This is a genomic window from Streptomyces sp. NBC_00536 (assembly GCF_036346295.1).
Taxonomy (GTDB): Bacteria; Actinomycetota; Actinomycetes; order Streptomycetales; family Streptomycetaceae; genus Streptomyces.
Genome location: NZ_CP107819.1, coordinates 5,103,213 through 5,121,920, shown reverse-complemented (window position 1 = coordinate 5,121,920; position 18,708 = coordinate 5,103,213). Strand labels below are relative to the sequence as shown.

At 71.7% G+C, this 18,708-nt stretch carries 19 protein-coding genes; 9 read left to right on the top strand and 10 right to left on the bottom strand.

The genetic code is table 11. The features are described from left to right. Positions 1 to 59 precede the first annotated feature (59 nt). Genes OHS33_RS22775 through deoC form a run of 3 tightly spaced genes read right to left on the bottom strand, consistent with a single transcriptional unit; the run spans position 60 to position 3,359 of the window. Positions 60 to 962, bottom strand: a complete 903-nt coding sequence (locus OHS33_RS22775; protein WP_330332252.1) for an aldehyde dehydrogenase family protein — start codon at positions 960 to 962, stop codon at positions 60 to 62. Beyond that, positions 955 to 2,391 carry an aldehyde dehydrogenase family protein gene (locus tag OHS33_RS22770; protein WP_330332251.1) on the bottom strand — a complete coding sequence of 479 codons (1,437 nt, stop codon included), beginning with the start codon at positions 2,389 to 2,391 and terminating at the stop codon, positions 955 to 957. The genes OHS33_RS22775 and OHS33_RS22770 overlap by 8 nt, the downstream gene beginning before the upstream one ends. 5 nt (positions 2,392 to 2,396) lie before the next feature. Continuing rightward, positions 2,397 to 3,359: a deoxyribose-phosphate aldolase gene (gene deoC, locus OHS33_RS22765; RefSeq protein WP_330335152.1), complete on the bottom strand. Its 963-nt coding sequence runs from the start codon at positions 3,357 to 3,359 to the stop codon at positions 2,397 to 2,399. 218 nt (positions 3,360 to 3,577) lie between these two features. Between deoC and OHS33_RS22760 the strand changes: the two genes are divergently transcribed. The 5 genes from OHS33_RS22760 (at position 3,578) to OHS33_RS22740 (ending at position 7,341) form a co-directional block, all read left to right on the top strand. Then, on the top strand, positions 3,578 to 4,027 hold the full coding sequence (locus OHS33_RS22760; protein ID WP_330332250.1) for a hypothetical protein: 450 nt from the start codon (positions 3,578 to 3,580) through the stop codon (positions 4,025 to 4,027). Between the two features lie 1,062 nt (positions 4,028 to 5,089). After that, positions 5,090 to 5,749: a GNAT family N-acetyltransferase gene (locus OHS33_RS22755; RefSeq protein ID WP_330332249.1), complete on the top strand. Its 660-nt coding sequence runs from the start codon at positions 5,090 to 5,092 to the stop codon at positions 5,747 to 5,749. A gap of 63 nt (positions 5,750 to 5,812) precedes the next feature. Then, positions 5,813 to 6,427 (top strand): PH domain-containing protein, encoded by a 615-nt coding sequence (locus OHS33_RS22750; RefSeq protein ID WP_330332248.1) that lies wholly within the window; start codon positions 5,813 to 5,815, stop codon positions 6,425 to 6,427. Positions 6,428 to 6,470: 43 nt separating this feature from the next. After that, positions 6,471 to 7,097, top strand: coding sequence for a VanZ family protein (locus tag OHS33_RS22745; RefSeq protein WP_330332247.1), 627 nt, complete (start codon positions 6,471 to 6,473; stop codon positions 7,095 to 7,097). Positions 7,098 to 7,134: 37 nt separating this feature from the next. Then, entirely contained in the window at positions 7,135 to 7,341 is a 207-nt protein-coding gene (locus OHS33_RS22740; protein WP_330332246.1) for a PspC domain-containing protein, read from the top strand. A 67-nt stretch (positions 7,342 to 7,408) separates the two neighbouring features. Here OHS33_RS22740 and OHS33_RS22735 read toward each other — a convergent pair whose 3' ends face one another. The 3 genes from OHS33_RS22735 to OHS33_RS22725 all read right to left on the bottom strand — a co-directional run bounded on the left by OHS33_RS22735 (position 7,409) and on the right by OHS33_RS22725 (position 9,923). After that, entirely contained in the window at positions 7,409 to 8,182 is a 774-nt protein-coding gene (locus OHS33_RS22735; protein WP_330332245.1) for a hypothetical protein, read from the bottom strand. Positions 8,183 to 8,352: 170 nt separating this feature from the next. Beyond that, the gene (locus OHS33_RS22730) at positions 8,353 to 8,634 is read right to left on the bottom strand and encodes a hypothetical protein (RefSeq protein ID WP_330332244.1); all 282 of its coding nucleotides are present in this window, start codon (positions 8,632 to 8,634) and stop codon (positions 8,353 to 8,355) included. Between the two features lie 140 nt (positions 8,635 to 8,774). After that, positions 8,775 to 9,923, bottom strand: coding sequence for an adenosine deaminase (locus OHS33_RS22725; RefSeq protein ID WP_330332243.1), 1,149 nt, complete (start codon positions 9,921 to 9,923; stop codon positions 8,775 to 8,777). Positions 9,924 to 10,037: 114 nt separating this feature from the next. On the opposite strand from OHS33_RS22725, the gene OHS33_RS22720 reads away from it, so the two are divergent. Further along, entirely contained in the window at positions 10,038 to 10,757 is a 720-nt protein-coding gene (locus tag OHS33_RS22720) for an alpha/beta hydrolase (RefSeq protein ID WP_330332242.1), read from the top strand. A gap of 220 nt (positions 10,758 to 10,977) precedes the next feature. On the opposite strand, the gene OHS33_RS22715 is transcribed toward OHS33_RS22720, so the two are convergent. Beyond that, on the bottom strand, positions 10,978 to 12,147 hold the full coding sequence (locus OHS33_RS22715) for an ATP-grasp domain-containing protein (RefSeq protein WP_330332241.1): 1,170 nt from the start codon (positions 12,145 to 12,147) through the stop codon (positions 10,978 to 10,980). 184 nt (positions 12,148 to 12,331) lie between these two features. Here OHS33_RS22715 and OHS33_RS22710 point away from each other — a divergent pair, with 184 nt between their 5' ends. Next, on the top strand, positions 12,332 to 13,345 hold the full coding sequence (locus tag OHS33_RS22710; protein ID WP_330332240.1) for a helix-turn-helix transcriptional regulator: 1,014 nt from the start codon (positions 12,332 to 12,334) through the stop codon (positions 13,343 to 13,345). A gap of 28 nt (positions 13,346 to 13,373) precedes the next feature. Here the strand turns inward: OHS33_RS22710 and OHS33_RS22705 are convergent, their stop codons facing one another. Then, positions 13,374 to 14,300: a LysR family transcriptional regulator gene (locus tag OHS33_RS22705; RefSeq protein WP_330332239.1), complete on the bottom strand. Its 927-nt coding sequence runs from the start codon at positions 14,298 to 14,300 to the stop codon at positions 13,374 to 13,376. Positions 14,301 to 14,398: 98 nt separating this feature from the next. Here OHS33_RS22705 and OHS33_RS22700 point away from each other — a divergent pair, with 98 nt between their 5' ends. Continuing rightward, on the top strand, positions 14,399 to 15,697 hold the full coding sequence (locus OHS33_RS22700) for an MFS transporter (RefSeq protein WP_330332238.1): 1,299 nt from the start codon (positions 14,399 to 14,401) through the stop codon (positions 15,695 to 15,697). Between the two features lie 230 nt (positions 15,698 to 15,927). Here the strand turns inward: OHS33_RS22700 and OHS33_RS22695 are convergent, their stop codons facing one another. After that, positions 15,928 to 16,380, bottom strand: a complete 453-nt coding sequence (locus OHS33_RS22695) for an NUDIX hydrolase (RefSeq protein WP_330332237.1) — start codon at positions 16,378 to 16,380, stop codon at positions 15,928 to 15,930. A 104-nt stretch (positions 16,381 to 16,484) separates the two neighbouring features. On the opposite strand from OHS33_RS22695, the gene OHS33_RS22690 reads away from it, so the two are divergent. Next, positions 16,485 to 17,240: a GntR family transcriptional regulator gene (locus OHS33_RS22690; protein WP_330332236.1), complete on the top strand. Its 756-nt coding sequence runs from the start codon at positions 16,485 to 16,487 to the stop codon at positions 17,238 to 17,240. 90 nt (positions 17,241 to 17,330) lie between these two features. Here the strand turns inward: OHS33_RS22690 and OHS33_RS22685 are convergent, their stop codons facing one another. Beyond that, on the bottom strand, positions 17,331 to 18,674 hold the full coding sequence (locus OHS33_RS22685) for a hypothetical protein (RefSeq protein ID WP_330332235.1): 1,344 nt from the start codon (positions 18,672 to 18,674) through the stop codon (positions 17,331 to 17,333). Positions 18,675 to 18,708 lie beyond the last annotated feature (34 nt).

Sequence of the window (18,708 nt, the reverse complement as noted above, 5' to 3'; positions counted from 1 at the left end):
CGCTGTCGGGGCCGGTCTCAGGAGGCCCGTAGGCCGGTCAGGGGCTGGGCCCCGTCGACCTAGTAAGCGGAGCCGGAGGCGCCCAGCGAGCCCGTGGGGTGCCAGACCGTCTTCGTCTCCAGGAACGCGGTCATCCGCTTCGTCCCCGGGTCGGCGCTCCAGTCGTCCGCGGACGACCGGCGCAGCACGCGCTTGAGGTTGTCCGCCGCCGCGATCTCCAGCTCCTTGGCCAGCGCCTCGTCGGCACCCGCCAGGTCGATCGCGTTGACGTCCTGGTGCGAGGCCAGGTGCGGGCCCATCTCGGCGGCCTTGCCGGACAGGATGTTGACCACACCGCCGGGCAGGTCGGAGGTGGCGAGCACCTCGCCCAGGGAGAGGGCGGGGAGCGGGGACTTCTCCGAGGCGATGACGACCGCGGTGTTGCCGGTCGCGATCACCGGGGCGATCACCGAGACCAGGCCCAGGAAGGACGAGTCCTGCGGGGCCACGACCGTGACCACACCGGTCGGCTCAGGGGTGGAGAGGTTGAAGAACGGCCCCGCGACCGGGTTCGCCCCGCCCACGAGCTGCGCGATCTTGTCGGTCCAGCCCGCGTACCAGACCCAGCGGTCGATGGCCGCGTCCACGACGGCGGCCGCCTTCGACTTGGACAGCCCCTCGGCCTCGCCGACCTCGCGGACGAACTGGTCCTTGCGGCCCTCCAGCATCTCGGCGACGCGGTAGAGGATCTGGCCGCGGTTGTAGGCGGTGGCGCCCGACCAGCCGCCGAAGGCCTTGCGGGCGGCGACGACCGCGTCACGGGCGTCCTTGCGGGAGGACAGCGGGGCGTTGGCCAGCCACTTGCCCTTCGAATCGCTCACCTCGTACACCCGGCCGCTCTCGGAGCGGGGGAACTTCCCCCCGACGTACAGCTTGTAGGTCTTGAAGACGCTCAGCCGCGTCGCGGCAGAAGACTCAGACATCGAGGTAACCCTCCAGGCCGTGGCGGCCACCTTCGCGGCCGAAGCCCGACTCCTTGTAGCCACCGAAGGGCGAGGTCGGGTCGAACTTGTTGAACGTGTTGGCCCAGACGACACCCGCGCGGAGCTTGTTCGCGACCGCGAGGATGCGGGAGCCCTTCTCCGTCCAGATGCCGGCGGAGAGCCCGTACTGGCTGTTGTTCGCCTTGGCGACCGCCTCGTCCGGGGTACGGAACGACAGCACCGACAGCACCGGGCCGAAGATCTCGTCGCGGGCGATGGTGTGCGCCTGGGTGACGTTGGTGAACAGCGTCGGGGCGAACCAGTAACCGGCGGACGGCAGCTCGCACGCCGGGGACCAGCGCTCGGCGCCCTCGGCCTCGCCGGTCTCGGCGAGCGCGGTGATCCGGGCCAGCTGCGCCGCGGAGTTGATCGCGCCGATGTCGGTGTTCTTGTCCAGCGGGTCGCCGAGGCGCAGCGTGGACAGGCGGCGCTTGAGCGCGTCGAGCAGCTCGTCCTGGATCGACTCCTGGACCAGCAGGCGCGAGCCCGCGCAGCAGACCTGGCCCTGGTTGAAGAAGATGCCGGTGACGATGCCCTCGACGGCCTGGTCGATGGGGGCGTCGTCGAAGACGATGTTGGCGCCCTTGCCGCCCAGCTCCAGGGTCACCTTCTTGTCCGTACCGGCGATCTGGCGCGCGATGGCCTTCCCGACGGCGGTGGAGCCGGTGAAGGCGACCTTGTTGACGTCCGGGTGCTCGACGAGGGCCGCGCCCGCGTCGCCGTAACCGGTGAGGATGTTGACGACGCCCTTGGGCAGGCCCGCCTGACGGCAGGTGTCCGCGAAGAACAGGGCCGAGAGCGGGGTGGTCTCCGCCGGCTTCAGCACGACCGTGTTGCCGGTCGCCAGCGCCGGGGCGATCTTCCACGCGAGCATCAGCAGCGGGAAGTTCCAGGGGATGACCTGGCCGGCCACACCCAGCGGGCGCGGGTTCGCGCCGTAGCCAGCGTGGTCGAGCTTGTCGGCCCAGCCCGCGTAGTAGAAGAAGTGTGCGGCGACCAGCGGGAGGTCCGCGTCGCGGGTCTCCTTGATCGGCTTGCCGTTGTCCAGGGTCTCCAGGACGGCCAGCTCGCGGCTGCGCTCCTGGATGATCCGGGCGATCCGGAAGAGGTACTTGGCGCGCTCGGAACCGGGCAGCGCGGACCACTTCTCGAAGGCCTTGCGGGCGGCCTTCACGGCGCGGTCGACATCGGCGGCGCCCGCCTGGGCGACCTCCGCCAGGACCTCCTCGGAGGACGGCGAGATGGTCTTGAAGACCTTGCCGTCGGCGGCGTCGGTGAACTCGCCGTCGATGAACAGCCCGTAGGAGGGGGCGATGTCGACGACCGAGCGGGACTCGGGAGCCGGTGCGTACTCGAAAAGGGAAGCCATGGTGATCAGTCCACCGTCACGTAGTCGGGACCGGAGTAACGCCCGGTGCTCAGCTTCTGGCGCTGCATGAGCAGGTCGTTCAGCAGGCTGGAGGCGCCGAAGCGGAACCACTCGTTGGTCAGCCAGTCCTCGCCCACGGTCTCGTTGACCAGGACCAGGAACTTGAGCGCGTCCTTGGTCGTACGGATGCCGCCCGCGGGCTTCACGCCGATCTGTACGCCGGTCTGCGCACGGAAGTCGCGTACGGCCTCCAGCATCAGCAGCGTGTTGGCGGGCGTGGCGTTCACGCCGACCTTGCCGGTGGAGGTCTTGATGAAGTCGGCTCCGGCCATCATGCCGATCCAGGAGGCGCGGCGGATGTTGTCGTACGTCGACAGCTCACCGGTCTCGAAGATGACCTTGAGGCGGGCGGCCGTCCCGTCGGGGCGGACGCACGCCTCCTTCACGGCCTTGATCAGCTCGAAGGTGTCCAGGTACCGGCCCGCGAGGAAGGCGCCACGGTCGATGACCATGTCGATCTCGTCCGCGCCCGCCGCGACGGCGTCACGGGTGTCCGCGAGCTTGACCGGCAGGGCCGCGCGGCCGGCGGGGAACGCCGTCGCCACGGAGGCCACCTTGACGCCGGTCCCGGCGAGCGACTCGTGCGCGATGCCGGCCATGTCGGGATAGACGCAGATGGCGGCCGTGCGCGGGGTGGTCCGGTCGGTCGGGTCGGGGTTCGCGCCCTTGGCGCAGAGCGCCCGGACCTTGCCCGGGGTGTCCGCGCCCTCAAGCGTGGTCAGGTCGATCATCGAGATGGCCAGGTCGATGGCGAACGCCTTGGCCGTCGTCTTGATCGAACGGGTGCCGAGAGCTGCGGCGCGCGCTTCCAGGCCGACGGCGTCGACGCCGGGCAGCCCGTGCAGGAAGCGGCGCAGCGCGCTGTCGGACGTCGTCACGTCAGCGAATGCGGGGAGTGTGGTGGGCATGGTCACCAGATGAGCATATCTACGCGCGTAGCGGCCTGTCACCCCCTCCCCTGTAACTGACCGATATCGGTCACGGGCGCGGTCACCGAACGGTCTCCCCCGACGCCGGGGCGTGACGGGGGTGCGGGGTCGGGGCCGGGGTGGGACGGTTGCGGGTAGCGGTTTTCCACCTGACACCCACCTGTCGCCCTGCGGCCACGACACGAACCGGAGTCGTCATGGGTCACACCCTCCGCACCTCCCTCGTCACCGCCGCCCTGACCGGAGCCCTGGCCGCGACCCTGCTCACACCGGCCACGCCAGCGTCGTACGCGGCCACGGGCCCGGCGGTGGCAGCGCCGCCCTCCCCCTCCGGCACCGCAACCGATGGCAGCCGCTACGAAGGGGTGCCGGTCTACATCGGCAAGGGACTGGTCGCAGTGCTGCGCAACAAGGCGGAGGGCCCCGAAGCCTGGATCCGGTACGTGGGAACGGGCTGGAAGCCCGGCAATCCGTACCTGGTCCGCGTGATGGACAAACTCGACCGCACCCACCCGACCACGACACTCAGCGGCCTCCACCTCGCCCTCACCAAGACGAACACCAGGACGCCGGTACTGACGGTCACGGGGCCGGGGTCGGGAACCCGGGCGACGGCGTCGTATCCGCTGCCGAGCGCGGGCGGGTAGTGGGGCCCGGCTGCGCCGGGTGCGGCTTCGCCGCAGAGGCGGTGGCTTCGGGTGTCCGGGGTCGGGGAGGTTCCGGGGGCTGCCCGCCAGTTCAACTGTCTCTTCGTGGTGCCGTGACCTGTCAAGGGCGCTCCCTGCGGTCGCGTCGCTTCGCGATGGCCTTCGGCCACCCTTGACAGATCCCGTCCCCACGAAAAGCCAAGAACTGTCGGGCGGCCCCCGGGGGAAGGCAGGGGGGACCGACAGCACTTGCCAGGGGTGGGAGCGGCCCAGCCCGGTCCCGGATGCGGCCAAACCGCGCCCTCCGGGCGGACAGGCGACAGACGACAAGCGCGCGGGCAGATCGCTACACAGTTGCGCTCAGAGAGGCGTCTGCGGGCTGTTTGGGGCTGGCGGGCGGTGCGGGAAGGCCGAAAGCTCGGCCAGATGAGCATGGAGTCGGGTCAAGCAACTCTCGACACTCAACACCACTCCAAAGCGCCCTTTTTGTGACGATTTGGACCCTTCATCTTGGGGCGGACGGCCGCCAGACCCCTCTCCACTTCGGCCTGACGGAAGTCCCAGGCACAAACAGCCCGCAGACGCCTCCCTGACCCGGACTGTGTAGCGATCTGCCCGCGTGCTTGTCGCTTGTCGTCTGTGGTCTGTCCGCCCGGAGGGCGCGGCTTGGCCGCACCCGGCCGCTGGGCCACCCGCCCGGAATCCCGGCTCATGGGTCAGGTCCCCCATGCCTTCCCCCGGGGGCCGCCCGACAGTTCTTGGCTTTTCGTGACGGGGCGCGCTGTCAAGGGTGGCCGAAGGCCATCGCGAAGCGACGCGACCGCAGGGAGCGCCCTTGACAGGGTGACCCGGCACGAAGAGACAGTTGAACTGGCGGGCAGCCCCCGGAACCTCCCCGACCCCGGACGCGCACAACGAACCTCTCGCGGCGCAGCCGCGCCCCGGCGGAGCCGGGGTCCCTCGGTCCCTCGGTACCCAATTTCGCGCGACATCGCGCCACCCGTCTGGAACGCTGCCCTCGGGCGGACGGACGTTCCTTTGGCTGCGGGTGGATGGGTGACGATGAGTTTCACGTTTGCGGGACCGGTTCTGGAAGGCTCGCTCATGCGGCTGGAGCCGCTCGGGCACCAGCACGCGGCGGACCTGGCGGTGGCGGCGGAGGAGGACCGGGGGTCCTACGGGCTGACGTGGGTGCCCGGCGCGGCCGAGGTCGCGGGGTACGTCGAGACCCAGCTCGGCCGTGCGGCCGCCGGGCAGGTGGTTCCGTACGCGCAGGTCGACCGGGTGTCCGGGCGTGCGGTCGGGGCCACGGCCTTCCTCGATCCGCGGCTGTGGCCCGGGGAGGAGCGGCTGTGCGCGGTCGAGGTCGGGTTCACCTGGCTCGCGGCGTCGGCTCAGGGGTCGGGGGTGAACACGGAGGCGAAGTACCTGCTGTTCCGGCATGCGTTCGAGGCGTGGGGCGTGGCGCGGCTCGACCTGAAGACGGACGCGCGCAACGGCCGTTCGCGGGCCGCGATAGAGGGCGCGGGCGCGCGTTTCGAGGGCGTGCTGCGGAACTGGGCGAAGTCGTGGGCTCCGGGTGAGGACGGCAGGCTCCGGGATTCCGCGATCTTTTCCGTCACCGCGGCGGAGTGGCCGGACTGCCGGGCCCACCTTGAGGAGCGGATCGCCCGGGTGCTCGATCGGCGCGCCCTGCCGGTCGGCGGGCCGTCCCGCCCGTAGTGACCGCGCGGTCCGGCGGAGCCGGGCCGCCCGGGCGAACCGGCCGTGCGGCAGAATCGGGGCATGACGAGCCCCGTGCCCCCCGCTGCCGACGAGCCGGTCTACGACGACCGGGTCTACCGCTCCCCCATGGCCATGGTGACCGGGGTGCTGATGCTGGCGCTGGTCGCCTGGCTGTGCGGGGACGCGCTGGTGCGGGGGTCCGGGTCGGCCCCGTGGATCGCCGGGTCGGTGCTGCTGTGCGCGGTGCCGCTGATCGTCGCGTTCACGCTGCGGCCCGCGGTGTTCGCGAACGACAACCGGATGCGCGTGCGGAACCCCTTCCGCACCGTCGAGCTGCCCTGGGCCGCGGTGGACGCGGTGCGCGCCGGGTACTCGGCCGAGGTGCTGGCCGAGGGGGCGAAGTACCAGCTGTGGTCCATTCCGGTCTCGCTGCGCGAGCGGAAGAAGGCGAACCGCCGGGCCGGGCGTGCCGCGGCCGCGGAGACCCCCAAGAACGCGGCGGATGCCGCTCAGGCCGGGGCGGACAAGGCCGTGCACGAGCTGATGGAGCTGGCCGAGCGCGGGGCCTCGCGGGCTGGGGCGCAGGGCAGTGTGCGGGTGCGATGGTCGTACGAGATCATCGCGCCGGCGGCCATCGGAGCGGTCGCTCTCATCGTGCTCCTCGCCACACGCTGAACCGGCCGGAACCGCGGCTACCGGCTGTGGCGTCTTCGCAGGTGTGCAGCGTCATGAAGCCGGCGGCAGCGCCGCCATTCAACTCCGGCTCCGGCTCGTGGGCGGCGGTCTGCTGGCCGTCCACCTCCTGCTCGTCGCCTGGGTGACCCTGCGACCCCTGGACGTGCCATGGGCCGCCTCCGCCAATCTGACCCCCTTCGCCGGGATCAGATCCGACCTGGCGTACGGGCCGCTGGAGGCGGCGCGGCGGATCGGCTCTTCGCTGGTTCTCCTCGCCCCGCTCGGGGTGCTCTTTCCCCTGGTCAGCGGTCGGCTCGCGCCGTCGCCGCTGGCGGCGTGGGCCTCGCTGACCCGGACCGTCGCGGCGGGTGTGCTGATCTCGGTGAGCATCGGGATGCTCCAGACGGCGGTGCCGGGGCGGGTGGTCGACGTCGACGAGGTGCTGCTGAACGTGGCGGGTGTGGTGCTGGCCCACCTGGCCGTCGTACCGGCCCTGCGCGCCCGGCTGCGGCGCTCCGGGAAGCGGGTCGCGGTGCGGACCGCTTCCCCTGATCCTTCCCCCTCCCCCGCTCCCGCTCCGGTGCGGTCTCAGGGGCCGACCCCGAGAGTTGCCAGGGTCGGTATCGGCCCCTGGACCGAGGTGCTGTCGGCGATTCACCGGGAGTATTGAGGCATCGCAAGAAAGCGATCCCTACGAAGGAGAAACCATGAGCGCCCTTGCCCGCCCCCGTGACGGACGATGGATCGGCGGAGTCTGTGCCGGTCTGGCGCGACGCTTCGGGATTTCCGCGAACACGATGCGTCTCATATTCGTCGTCTCCTGCCTGCTGCCCGGCCCGCAGTTCCTGGTCTACCTGGCCCTGTGGGTGGTCCTGCCGAACGAGAAGACCGGTGCCGGTTCCAGTTCCTGGTAAAGCCCAGCCTGGTAAAGCCCAGCCTGGTAAAGGGCCACGGCTCGGGTGATCCCGCTGCGCCGACCCCTCAGCGGATGGTCCGCTTGATCTTCTGGATCTGCTTGTCCGTGAGGTCGTGCGGTACTTCCGCCTTCTTCTGGGCGTCCGCGACATTGACCGCCATCAGGCGCACGACCGTCGAGCCCTGGCGTACGAGGACCAGGTGGACGTGGGCCGAGACGCCCTGGGCGGCCGCGACGACCGTCCAGCTCACGCTCTCGTCGCCGCCCGCCTGGTAGGCGACCGGTTTCACCTCGCGGTAGCTGCCGGTCTGGTGCGCGATGGTGGCGTTGAAGCCCGCGCCGCAGGCGGCGACCGCCGCCTTCAGGCGGGCGATGAGCTGCTTCGCGTCGCTCTCGGCGTAGGAGCTGACCGAGTCCGAGATGGCGAGGCCCGACTGGGTCTGGGAGCCGACGCCCCGGTCCACGGTCTCCCGTGCGGCCGGGTCCGGCTTGTCGCCCATGACGTCGGCGAGCGGCTGGCAGGCTTTCTTGTCGGCCTGCGGCTGGCCGGAGGGGGCGCCCGGGTTCTTGCCCTGGGCCGAGATCTGGTAGCCGACGAGGTCGCCCTGTTCCAGGGCGGACTTCTCCAGCGCGCTGCCGCTGCGCGGCGCGGCGGAGGGTGCCGCGGGGGTGCTCGCGGGGCCGTGCGCGCTGGTGCCCTGCGAGGCGGCGGAGGCCTTCGGGTCCGGGCTCTTCCCCGGGCGCCCGTCCGCTGCCGTGCCGCCCGCGGAGGTGCAGCCGACGGCGGCGGTCAGGAGTAGGGGCGCCAGCGATGCGATCGCGGCCGCTCGTGCCTTCATGCGCATGTCCTCGACCTCATACCCGGTGCGTGGGTGAGCAGTTCGGGGTGATCGTGGCACATGCCACAGCGGGGCGCACACCCCGTCGAAGGGGTGTGCGCCCCGCGTGTGTACGTGCGGATCCGTGTGCGATTCCGCGTGCGTCGGCGGTCGTACCGCCGCGCGGCGGGTCAGCCGCCGAGGCCGCCCGGGAGGTTGCTGGTCGGCAGGCCGCCGAGCAGGCCGGTGACGGGCTTGAGGGCCTCGGCCGGGTCGCTCGACTGGGTCTTGCCCTCCTCGCCGGGGGCGACGTGCTGCTGGCTGGTGACGCCCTGGGCCGCGGAGGTCACGGCGCCGAGCGCGTCGGTGACGCCGATCGCAGGCACGGCGGCGGAGGCGGTACCGGCGGCGGCCGCGGCGAAGGCGGCACCGATGACGGCGACACCGAGGGTCTTGGCAGCTGACTGCTTCATGGAGAGTTCGTCCTTGCGACGGGGAAATGGGCGGCTCCGCAAGCTAGTCACTTCAAACCCCATCCCGCAAACATCCGTAAATATGAGAAAGCGCCCGGGAATTGCTCCTCCCGGGCGCTTTCAGTACGTCATGCCATGGCCTAAGCCGAGACAGAACCGCTGGTCGAAGCGGTCTGCCGGAACAGCCACTCAGACTTCAGCTCCGCATAACCCGGCTTGATCACGTCGTTGATCATGGCCAGTCGTTCATCGAAAGGAATGAACGCGGACTTCATCGCATTGACCGTGAACCACTGCATGTCGTCGAGCGAGTACCCGAAGGTGTCGACCAGGTGCTCGAACTCCCGGCTCATGCTCGTACCGCTCATCAGCCGGTTGTCGGTGTTGACCGTGAGACGGAAGTGCAGCTTGCGCAGCAGCCCGATCGGGTGCTCGGCGTAGGAGAGCGCCGCGCCCGTCTGCAGGTTCGAGGTCGGGCACATCTCCAGGGGGATGCGCTTGTCCCGGACGTACGAGGCCAGGCGGCCCAGCGTCACCGAGCCGTCGGCGGCGACCTCGATGTCATCGATGATCTTCACGCCGTGACCGAGCCGGTCGGCGCCGCACCACTGCAGGGCCTGCCAGATCGACGGCAGGCCGAAGGCCTCGCCCGCGTGGATCGTGAAGTGGTTGTTCTCGCGCTTGAGGTACTCGAAGGCGTCGAGGTGGCGGGTGGGAGGGAACCCGGCCTCGGCGCCCGCGATGTCGAAGCCGACCACGCCGTTGTCGCGGTAGCGGTTCGCCAGCTCGGCGATCTCCAGCGCGCGGGCCGCGTGGCGCATCGCGGTGAGCAGCGCGCCGATGCGGATCCGGTTGCCGTTGGTCCGCGCGCGGCGCTCGCCCTCGCGGAAGCCCTCGTTGACCGCCTCGACGACCTCTTCGAGGGTCAGACCGGCTTCGAGGTGCTGCTCGGGGGCGTAACGGATCTCGGCGTACACGACGCCGTCCTCGGCCAGGTCCTGGGCGCACTCGGAGGCGACCCGGAAGAGGGCCTCCTTCGTCTGCATGACGGCGCAGGTGTGCGCGAACGTCTCCAGGTAGCGCGGCAGGGAGCCGGAGTCGGCGGCTTCGCGGAACCAGACGCCCAGCTTGTCGGCGTCGGTCTCGGGAAGGTTCTCGTAGCCGACCTTGTGCGCCAGCTCGATGATGGTCCCGGGGCGCAGTCCACCGTCGAGGTGGTCGTGGAGGAGCACCTTCGGGGAGCGGCGGATCTGATCCGGGGTGGGCAGGTTGGGGGTCTCGCTCGTCATCTGCGCACTCTAGCTCCTACGCGCGTAGAGCACGGGACAGGCGGCCTGGGTCGATACGTAACAGTGACCGTGCGGACGGGTGGCGTACACCTGTCAGTCTGAGACTGTTCCGCCATGGCACAGCATGCGCCGCCGGCGCGCGGGGCCCGCCTGGGGCGGGCGGCCGGCGCGAACGGGCCGGGCTCGACAGTCAATGGTGTGGTGCTCCTGCTCCCCGGGGCATCCAGATTCTCCGCCGGCCCCCTGCGGCCGCTCGCACGGGCGCTGGCCCGGGCGGGCGGAGCCGAGGGGCTGGTCACGCACACCGTCCAGCACGGGCGGGAAGGCCGGGAGGAAGCCGCGCGGTGGGCCGTGGACGAGGCGTTACGACGCTACGGCGACGTCCCCGCGTGCCTCGTCGGCTACGACGCGGGCGGCCGGGCGGCGCTGGCGGCGGCCGGGCACGAGGCCGTCAACTGCGTGGTGGCGCTCGCCCCTTGCCTGCCGGAGGTGGTCTCTGGCGGGGCGCCCGAACCGGTGAAACAGCTGTCGGGGCGGCAGGTGTTGATCGTGCACGGCACGAACGACGCGCGCAGCGACCCGGAGTTGTCGTTCCGGCTGGCGACGCGGGCGAAGAAGGCGAACCGGTCCACCTGCCGGTTCGAGGTTCATTCGGACGGGCACGGGCTGCGGGAGCACCAGGGGGAAGTGGTCGCGCTGGCGCTGGACTTCGTCCTCGGGACGGTGGGGTCGGGGCGGTATTCGCGGCCGGTGACCGATGCGCTTGCGGCTCCGCCGCCTTTGGGGTTGCGCATGCCGTTGGGTTCCGGCTTCGGGCGGTCGTTGCGGGGGTGAGCCCCCGGCCCCGGGGGGTGGGGTGCCCGGTGCGGGCCTTGTGGTTCGGGTGCGGCGCCGTTGCCGGGGCGCTGCCCCGGGCCCCGCGCCTCAAACGCCGGCGGGGCTGATTTTGCCCCGCGGGGCTGGATTTGCCTCGCGGGCTGGATTTGCCCTGCGGGCTGGATTTGCCCTGCGGGGCTGTTGGTGCCCTCCGGGGGCGCCTCAAACGCCCGCGGGGCTATTTTTGCCGCGCTGGGCTGGATAACGCCCGGGCCGCGTGGGTCAGGGCCGTGGTCAGGGCTTGGGCCGTGGGGGCTGTGGCGAGGATGTAGGGGTGGGGGTGGGAGAGGTGGACGCGGATGACGCCGGGGACGGCTCGGGCGGCGGCGAGGGCGGTGGGGCGGGACGGGGACGGGGGGAAGTCGACGTAGCGGAGGCCCGCGTGGGCCGCGCGGGGGTGGAGCGGCGGGGGCGGGAGGTCCAGGCCCGCGGCGACCGTGAGGGCGAGGACGTCGATGCCGGTGGCGAGGCGGAGCAGGTCCGGTTCCAGGACCCCGGGGCGGGCGTGGGTCTCGACCAGGCGGGGGCCCCGGGCGGTGAGGATGACTTCGGTGTGGGAGGGGCCGTCGTGGTGCCGGGCCAGGTCGAGCACGTGGCGTACGAGGGCCCGTACGGACGCGGCGGGCCGGGGCTCCAGTGGCACCGGGAGCTGGTGGCCCGCGGTGGTGAGCCGGGGGCCGGGCAGGCGGCGGGTCCAGCCGAGGATGCGGTGGCGGCCCGCGCGGGAGAGGGCTTCGACGGTGAGTTCGGGGCCTTCGAGGAACTCCTCGACGAGCAGGTCGGTGATCTCGGGGTAGAGGTGGGCGGCGGCCCGTGCGTCCGCCGGGCCGGTGAGTTTGCGTACGCCCTCGCCGTCGGCGCCCGCGCGCGGTTTGACCACGCAGGGGTAGCCGATGAGTCCGGCGATGAAGGGGAGCAAGGCGGCGCGTCCGCAGCGGGCGAAGGAGACGGGATGGCCGGGGAGCAGGACGTCGTTGGTACGGGCGCGCAGGGCGGCCTTGTCCATGAGTGCGGTGACGGCGGCGCTGGAGGTGCCGGGCAGGCCCAGGGCCTCGTTGGCGCGGGCGGCCGCCAGTGCGCTGGGCGCGGCGAAGCCGAAGACGGCGGCCCGGCCCTCGCGGACCGCGGGCAGCCGGGCGAGTGCGCCGGTCAGCGACTGGTGGTCGCGCCAGTCCGTCCGTACCGGCCGTTCCGCCCCCTCTCGGACGGACGGTACGTACGCGGCCGGCGCGACCACCACGGGACGCGCGCCCGCACGGCGGGCGGCGGCGACCACGGCCGGGCGCGGGCTCAGCAGGATCGCGACAGGTCTGCCGCTGGGTCTGGGGCTGGAGCTGTCGCTGGTCACCGTGTCCCCCCGAGACCTGTCGCCGTCCTGCTCGCGCCTCCCCCCGGAGGCCCGAAGCCGCTTGGGCCGTGGCTTCACTGTGCCGGTTCGGCATATGCCTCGGGGCTGTGGCCAGGCATCGCATTGGCGCCGTGCGTGAACCCGAGGGGTTTACAACCCCTTCGATTCCGGGACGAATATGCACATGCCTGCCGATGACGAAGGGGACGGACTGAGTCCGGCCGCCCGGCGCCTGTACGCGTACGCCGTCGAGCGGCACTCCTTCGCCGTGGCCGAGGCCACCACCGCCCTGGGCGTGCGGGCCGCGGCCGCCGTCACCGAGCTGGTGGCGGCGCAGCTGCTCCAGCCCGCCCCGGCGGGCCCCGGCGGGGACGGCGCCGTGCGGTGGAGCGTGGTGTCCCCGCGGGCCGCGGTCGCGCGGGCGCTGGCCCCGCTGGCGCTGCGGGTGCGCGAGACGCACGACGAGATGGACAAGGTGCGCAGGCGGCTGGACGCGCTGGTGCCGGAGTACGAGGCCGGGGCCGCCCGGCGGGACCTGGGCGGGCTGGCCCCGCTGGAGCTGGTCACGGACCTGGGCGCCGTGCGGGGGCTGATCGCGGAGCTGGTCGCGTCCTGCGAGCGGGAGGTGCTGACCTCGCAGCCGGGCGGCGGGCGTCCGGCGGACGCGCTGGAGGAGGCGATCGGGCGGGACGAGTCGGTGCTGGCGCGCGGGGTGCGGATGCGGACGCTGTACCAGCACACGGCGCGCTACTCCCGGCCGACGGCGGCGTACGTCGACCGGGTGACGGCGCGCGGAGCGCAGGTCCGCACCCTCGGTGACGGGCTGATGCGGATGATCGTGATCGACGGGCGTACGGCGCTGATGGCGGTCCCGGACACGGCCGGGGCGGCGCTGGTGGTGCGCGAGCCGGCGGTCCTGCACTTCATGACGGAGGCGTTCGAGCGGTCCTGGGTGGAGGCGGAGCCCTTCGCGTCGAGCGTCAGCCCGGACCAGGCGCGGCTGCTGTCGGACGAGCTGCGCCGGATGATCGTGCGGATGCTGGCGGAAGGGCTGGAGGACAAGGTGATCGCGCGGCGCCTGGGCATGTCGGAGCGGACGTGCCAGCGGCACATCGCGGAGGTCATGCGGGCGGTGGGGGCGAAGTCCCGCTTCCACGCCGGGTACCTGCTGGCGACGGTCACCGTGGAAAAGGAGTAGGCCGCTGAGGGGCCCGCCCCACCGGCCCTCAGAGTTCCGGGATCAGGCGGCCGCGGCGGGAGAGCAGGAAGCGTTTGAACTCGGCGACCGGTGGGGTGTCCGGGTGGCCGTCGAGCCAGGCGAGGCCGATCTCGCGGACCGCGCGCGGGGCGGTGACGGTCAGTTCGACCACGCCGGGGCGGGGTACGGCGGGCGGCGGGAGGAGGGCGACGCCGAGGCCCGCGGCGACCAGGCCGCGCAGGGTTTCGGCTTCCTCGCCCTCGAAGGCGACCCGGGGCGTGAAGCCCGCCTCGGCGCACAGGTCGTCGGTGATCCGGCGGAGGCCGTAGCCGGATTCCAGGGTGACGAAGGTTTCGTCGGCGGCTTCGGCGAGCCGGATCCGTTTGCGGCCGGCGAGCCGGTGGTCGTCGGGGACCACCAGGCGCAGCCGCTGTTCGTCCAGGCGGCGGGCGACCAGGTCGGGGGCGACAGGGATGGGGGAGGTCAGGCAGAGGTCGAGTTCTCCGGCGCGCAGCCGTTCCAGCATGGCCTCGCCGTAGTTCTGGACGAGGGAGAAGCGGACCTTGGGGTGGTCGGCGCGGAAGGCGCGGATGAGGCCGGGGACGGTTTCGGGGCCGAGGGTGTGCAGGAAGCCGAAGGCGACCTTGCCGGCCCGGGGGTCCGCGTCGTGCTGGAGGGATTCGGCGGCGCGGGCGATGGAGTCGAGGGCCTGTTCGGCGGAGGCGAGGAAGGTGCGGCCCGCGGTGGTGAGGGCGACGGTGCGGCCCTTGCGGGCGAACAGGGGGACGCCCAGGTCCCGTTCGAGGCGCACGATGGCCCGGGAGACAGTGGGCTGCGGCACGCCGAGTTCCTGGGCGGCGCGGGTGACGTGTTCGTGCCGGGCGACGGCGACGAAGTACGCGAGGCGCGGGGCCAGCGAACTTGTCACGCTCATGTCTTCTTCGTAACGAGTCATTGACAGGCGCTCCCCTGAGCTGCACTCATGCGTGGATGAATCAATTATCGCCGATTCACACATTGGACGCATAAAATGGGCGGTCCTATTTTGGACGTATGCCTCCCGCTCATACCGGGGCGTCCACCACCGTGGCCGCCTCCACCCTGCCGTTCCCCGCCCCGCCGCTCCCCACTCCGGAGGGCCTCTCCCCCGGCCGTCCCGGCTACCGCCGGATGAGCCTCGCGCTCTTCGCCGCCGGTCTGGCCACCTTCACCCTCCTCTACTCCACGCAGGCACTGCTGCCCGCGATCTCCGACGGCTTCGGGGTGACGGCGGGTCAGGCCAGCTGGACGGTGTCCGCGGCCACCGGCGCGCTCGCCCTCTTCGTCCTGCCGCTCAGCGCGCTCTCGGAGCGCTTCGGGCGGACCCGGATGATGACCTGGTCGATGGTGACCGCCGTCGTCCTCGGCCTGCTGGTGCCCTTCGCGCCGAACCTGGAGTGGCTGGTGGTCCTGCGCGCGGTGCAGGGTGCGGCGATCGCGGGCGTTCCCGCCTCGGCGATGGCCTACCTCGCCGAAGAGGTCAAGCCGAAGGCGCTGGTCGGGGCGATCGGTCTGTTCGTCGCGGGCAATGCCATCGGCGGGATGAGCGGCCGGCTGGTGACCGGCTGGGCGGCGCAGGCCTGGGGCTGGCGCGGCGGGCTGCTGACGGTCGGCGTGATGTCGCTGCTCTGCGCGGTGGCCTTCCTGGTGCTGCTGCCCCGGGCGCGGTTCTTCCGCCCGGCCTCGCTGAACCCGCGCGCGGTGGGACGTACCGTCGCCGGACACCTGCGCGATCCGCTGCTGCTGCGGCTGTACGGGATCGGCGCGCTGTTCATGACCGTCTTCGGGGCGGTGTACACGGTGATCGGCTACCGGCTGGTGGAGGAGCCGTTCTCGCTCGGGCAGGGCGTGATCGGGTCCGTCTTCCTGGTGTACCTGGTGGGTACGGTCTCCTCCGCGGCCGCCGGTCAGCTGGTGGCCCGGACCGGGCGCCGGGGCGCGCTCTACCTGGCCGTGACGACGACCGCCGCGGGTCTGCTGCTGTCGCTGTCCGACGCGCTGCCCTCGATCCTGGCGGGGCTGGTGCTGATCACGGCGGGCTTCTTCGCCGGGCACGCCGTCGCCTCGTCCGCGGTGAGCCGGACCGCGAAGACGGGCCGCGCGCAGGCCTCCGCGCTGTACCAGTCGGCGTACTACCTGGGCAGCAGCGCGGGCGGCACGCTCGGCGCGCTCGCCTACCACTGGGCGGGCTGGGGGGCGACGGTGGGCATCGCGCTGCTCGCCGTGGCGGGCGTCGTGTCGATCACCCTGTACGGGTCCCACGCGGCCCGCGCCGAGCGCCGCAGCCCGCACCTGGCGGCGGCCGCCCGCTGACGCCCGTACCCCTTCGGGCCGGGCGGGGCGTCGTGCCGGTTCCCGTGCTCAGCGGCTCGCATCCTCGGGCCAGAGCACGCCACTCCTTTGGCGCGCCCACGAGCTGTGCCCGCTCGCGCAGCTCGCGCTCCGCCCGCACGCCACCATGCGGACGGAGCCGAAGGTTCATCACCTCGAAGTGCTCGTCGCCGCGCGTGCGCGGCGGGCGCCTTGACCCAGAAGGGAAACTCTCACCGCACCGTGATCAGGTGGCGCCCGTCATGGCTCCGGACGCGGGGCCCGTTCCCGTCCAGGGCGTCCAGCAGCCGGATCGCGTAGACCTCGGACATCCGCTCGGACACCTCTTCGGGCGTGAGCCACTGGACTGCCGTCGACTCGTCGGACGTGCGCTCGGCGCCCCCGGAAGGCTTGCACCGGAAGACCATGGCGAGCACTCCGACGGTGATGTTCTTGTACACGCCGGTCAGCTCCGCGACCTCGACTTCGATCCCGGTCTCCTCCAGGACCTCCCGCCGTACGCCTTCCTCGGGGGTCTCCTCAAGCTCCAGCACCCCGCCCGGCAGCTCCCACGCTCCGTTGTCGGCACGCCGGATCGCCAACAGCCGGCCATCCGCCCGTACGACTGCACCTGCCACGGACACCGAATGGCGGGGTGGGCTCTCTGCGCCGCGTGGATGAGTCATCCCGTGCTCCCTGGGCGTGTCCGATTCTTCCGGGGCAGCTGCTTAGCTAACCCGCAGGACGTTGGCTAACGTGGTACCACCCTAGGGAGAAATGGAGGTCGATCATGCCCGAGACGGCGCGACAGATCGCCGACGACTTGCGGGCACGGATCGACTCCGGCGAGTTCGGTCCCGGTGCTCGGCTGCCCGGCGAACCCGCACTGGTCAAGCAGTACGGCGTGGCCAAGATGACGGCGGCCAACGCCTTGAAGCTCCTCGTCGGCGAAGGCGCTGCCTACTCGCGCCCGGGTTCCGGGACGTACGTTCGCGAGTTCAAGCCGATCCGCCGGGTGGCGGACAGGCGGCTGGCCCAGTCGCAGTGGTCTTCCGGGAACTCGATCTGGTCCGCCGATGTGAGTGGCCGTCCGATGGATGTCGTGGACATCGAGGTCTACGAGTCCGTCGCACCGCGCTGGGTGGCGCGCGCCCTCGCTCTGGAGGAAGGCGCGGCGGTGCTGGTGCGTAGTCGCCGGTACGTGGTGGAGGGCTCGGCGGTGCAGAAGGCCACGTCGTATTTCGCCGCGGACCTGGTGCGGAGCACCCCGATCGCCGAAGCGAACCCCGGCCCCGGCGGGGTCTACGCCCGGCTCGCCGACATCGGCCGCGGGCCGGTCGACTTCGTGGAGGAGCTGCGGGCTCGTATGCCCAGTCCGGAGGAGTCCGAGGCCCTTGACCTGCTGCCTGGCACTCCGGTCGTGGAGATCTACCGGACGGCCCTCACGGCTGAGGGAAACCCGGTAGAGGTCAACCACATGCTTCTCGACGCCGGTTCGTACGTGATGCAGTACAACTTCCAGAGCCAGGACGCTCACAGGGTGTGAGGATATCGCCCAACTGGCCTGGTAACGAAGGGCGCCCCGTGCCCTACAGGACCAACTCACCGACCGCGTCCAGCGCCAGCCCCATCGGTCCTACCCCTTGAGCGCGCCGACGACCTGTGCACGCTCACGCAGCTCGCGCACCGCCCGCACGCCACCATGTGGACGGAGCCGAAGGTTCATCACCTCGAAGTGCTCGTCGCCGCGCGCCGACGACAGCGCCTCGTAGTCGTCCAGGAACCGTCCCCACGACTCGCACGCCGCCTCCACGTGGCCGATGGACAGCTGGCGTTGAGCCAGCAGCCCGTATGCGTGCAAACGCCCTTGCCGCTCGTTGGCGGGCTGCACGCGGATCGACTCGCGCAGGGTGCGCACCGAGCCGGGCACGTCCTTCGTCTCGTTCTGCACGTGCGCGACGTGGAACAGGTAGGCGGTGCGGTCGTACCCGCCGATGCTCTCCCGGCGGTCGTCCGCGCGCGCGAGCGCCTCCTCCGCCTCCCGCAGCCGCGCGAACGCCTGCCGCTTGTCGCCCACCATCGCGGCGCCGTGCGCCTGCTGCCCCCGCAGGAAGGCCACGAGACGCGGCCCGGCGGCCGGGGCCGCCTCGGCGGCGGAGTCGGCGAGTTCCAGGGCCCGGCGACCGTAGCCGAGGTTCGAAGCCTGCAACGACATACCGCGCAGGGTCCGGCAGTAGGTCACGTGCTCCTCCGCCTCCCCAGCCAGTTTCAGCGCGGACACGTAGTAGTCCTGACCGAGCCGGTGCTGGCGCTCGAACATGGCCATCCACCCGGTGAGATAGACGAGGTCCGAAGCGGCGGCGAGCATGCTGCGCCGGACGGGCGCGGCGGCCTCGGCTTTCAGCCACGGGCCGACCGTGTTGACGAGGAACGCCGCGGCCATAGGACGGGCGTGCCCGGCCCCGAGTTCGTCGAGGATGTCGGCGATCCGGTCCGTCATCGTCTGCACGGCGTCGACCTGGGCCTGCCCCACACGGGTGGTGGCCTTCCCGGGCCGCACGGGCTCCGGGCTGTCGGCCCGGGCGAGCGTCGGGAACAGTGGAATGGCGAGCGCCGCGGAGAAGACGCCGGCCGCGATGACGCGACGCCGGGAGGGATCCATGTCCGCCCTTCCTAGATCTACGAGTTCTCGGACCGCGTCCGGCTCCTCGGCGCCGAGGGGAGCGGCAAAGCCCGCCTCGGTGTAGGTGACCGGCCGACCGAGCTTCCGTTCGAACGCCTCGATGACGATGGCTCTGACCCGCAGTCGCGGCTGGTGTCCGGCGACCCACTGGGAAACGGCGGGCTGGCCGTAGGAGAGGGCGAGTCCAGCCTCTGCGCCGATGCGATTGACGATCATCGAGAGCTGGGTCCGGGACCAGCCGGCCTGCGCAAGGAGGTTTCTCAGCCCGGCATTTGGTGTGCGCGAGTCCTGTGCCATGTGCAACTCCCGACAAGTGCATGGGTTGCATGGT

Excerpts from the sequence above, each read along its gene's own strand:
- OHS33_RS22775 (WP_330332252.1), bottom strand. The coding sequence starts at position 962 with ATGTCTGAGTCTTCTGCCGCGACGCGGCTGAGCGTCTTCAAGACCTAC.
- OHS33_RS22770 (WP_330332251.1), bottom strand. The coding sequence starts at position 2,391 with ATGGCTTCCCTTTTCGAGTACGCACCGGCTCCCGAGTCCCGCTCGGTC.
- deoC (WP_330335152.1), bottom strand. The coding sequence starts at position 3,359 with ATGCCCACCACACTCCCCGCATTCGCTGACGTGACGACGTCCGACAGC.
- OHS33_RS22760 (WP_330332250.1), top strand. The coding sequence starts at position 3,578 with ATGGGTCACACCCTCCGCACCTCCCTCGTCACCGCCGCCCTGACCGGA.
- OHS33_RS22755 (WP_330332249.1), top strand. The coding sequence starts at position 5,090 with ATGAGTTTCACGTTTGCGGGACCGGTTCTGGAAGGCTCGCTCATGCGG.
- OHS33_RS22750 (WP_330332248.1), top strand. The coding sequence starts at position 5,813 with ATGACGAGCCCCGTGCCCCCCGCTGCCGACGAGCCGGTCTACGACGAC.
- OHS33_RS22740 (WP_330332246.1), top strand. The coding sequence starts at position 7,135 with ATGAGCGCCCTTGCCCGCCCCCGTGACGGACGATGGATCGGCGGAGTC.
- OHS33_RS22735 (WP_330332245.1), bottom strand. The coding sequence starts at position 8,182 with ATGAAGGCACGAGCGGCCGCGATCGCATCGCTGGCGCCCCTACTCCTG.
- OHS33_RS22730 (WP_330332244.1), bottom strand. The coding sequence starts at position 8,634 with ATGAAGCAGTCAGCTGCCAAGACCCTCGGTGTCGCCGTCATCGGTGCC.
- OHS33_RS22725 (WP_330332243.1), bottom strand. The coding sequence starts at position 9,923 with ATGACGAGCGAGACCCCCAACCTGCCCACCCCGGATCAGATCCGCCGC.
- OHS33_RS22720 (WP_330332242.1), top strand. The coding sequence starts at position 10,038 with ATGGCACAGCATGCGCCGCCGGCGCGCGGGGCCCGCCTGGGGCGGGCG.
- OHS33_RS22710 (WP_330332240.1), top strand. The coding sequence starts at position 12,332 with ATGCCTGCCGATGACGAAGGGGACGGACTGAGTCCGGCCGCCCGGCGC.
- OHS33_RS22705 (WP_330332239.1), bottom strand. The coding sequence starts at position 14,300 with ATGACTCGTTACGAAGAAGACATGAGCGTGACAAGTTCGCTGGCCCCG.
- OHS33_RS22700 (WP_330332238.1), top strand. The coding sequence starts at position 14,399 with ATGCCTCCCGCTCATACCGGGGCGTCCACCACCGTGGCCGCCTCCACC.
- OHS33_RS22695 (WP_330332237.1), bottom strand. The coding sequence starts at position 16,380 with ATGACTCATCCACGCGGCGCAGAGAGCCCACCCCGCCATTCGGTGTCC.
- OHS33_RS22690 (WP_330332236.1), top strand. The coding sequence starts at position 16,485 with ATGCCCGAGACGGCGCGACAGATCGCCGACGACTTGCGGGCACGGATC.
- OHS33_RS22685 (WP_330332235.1), bottom strand. The coding sequence starts at position 18,674 with ATGGCACAGGACTCGCGCACACCAAATGCCGGGCTGAGAAACCTCCTT.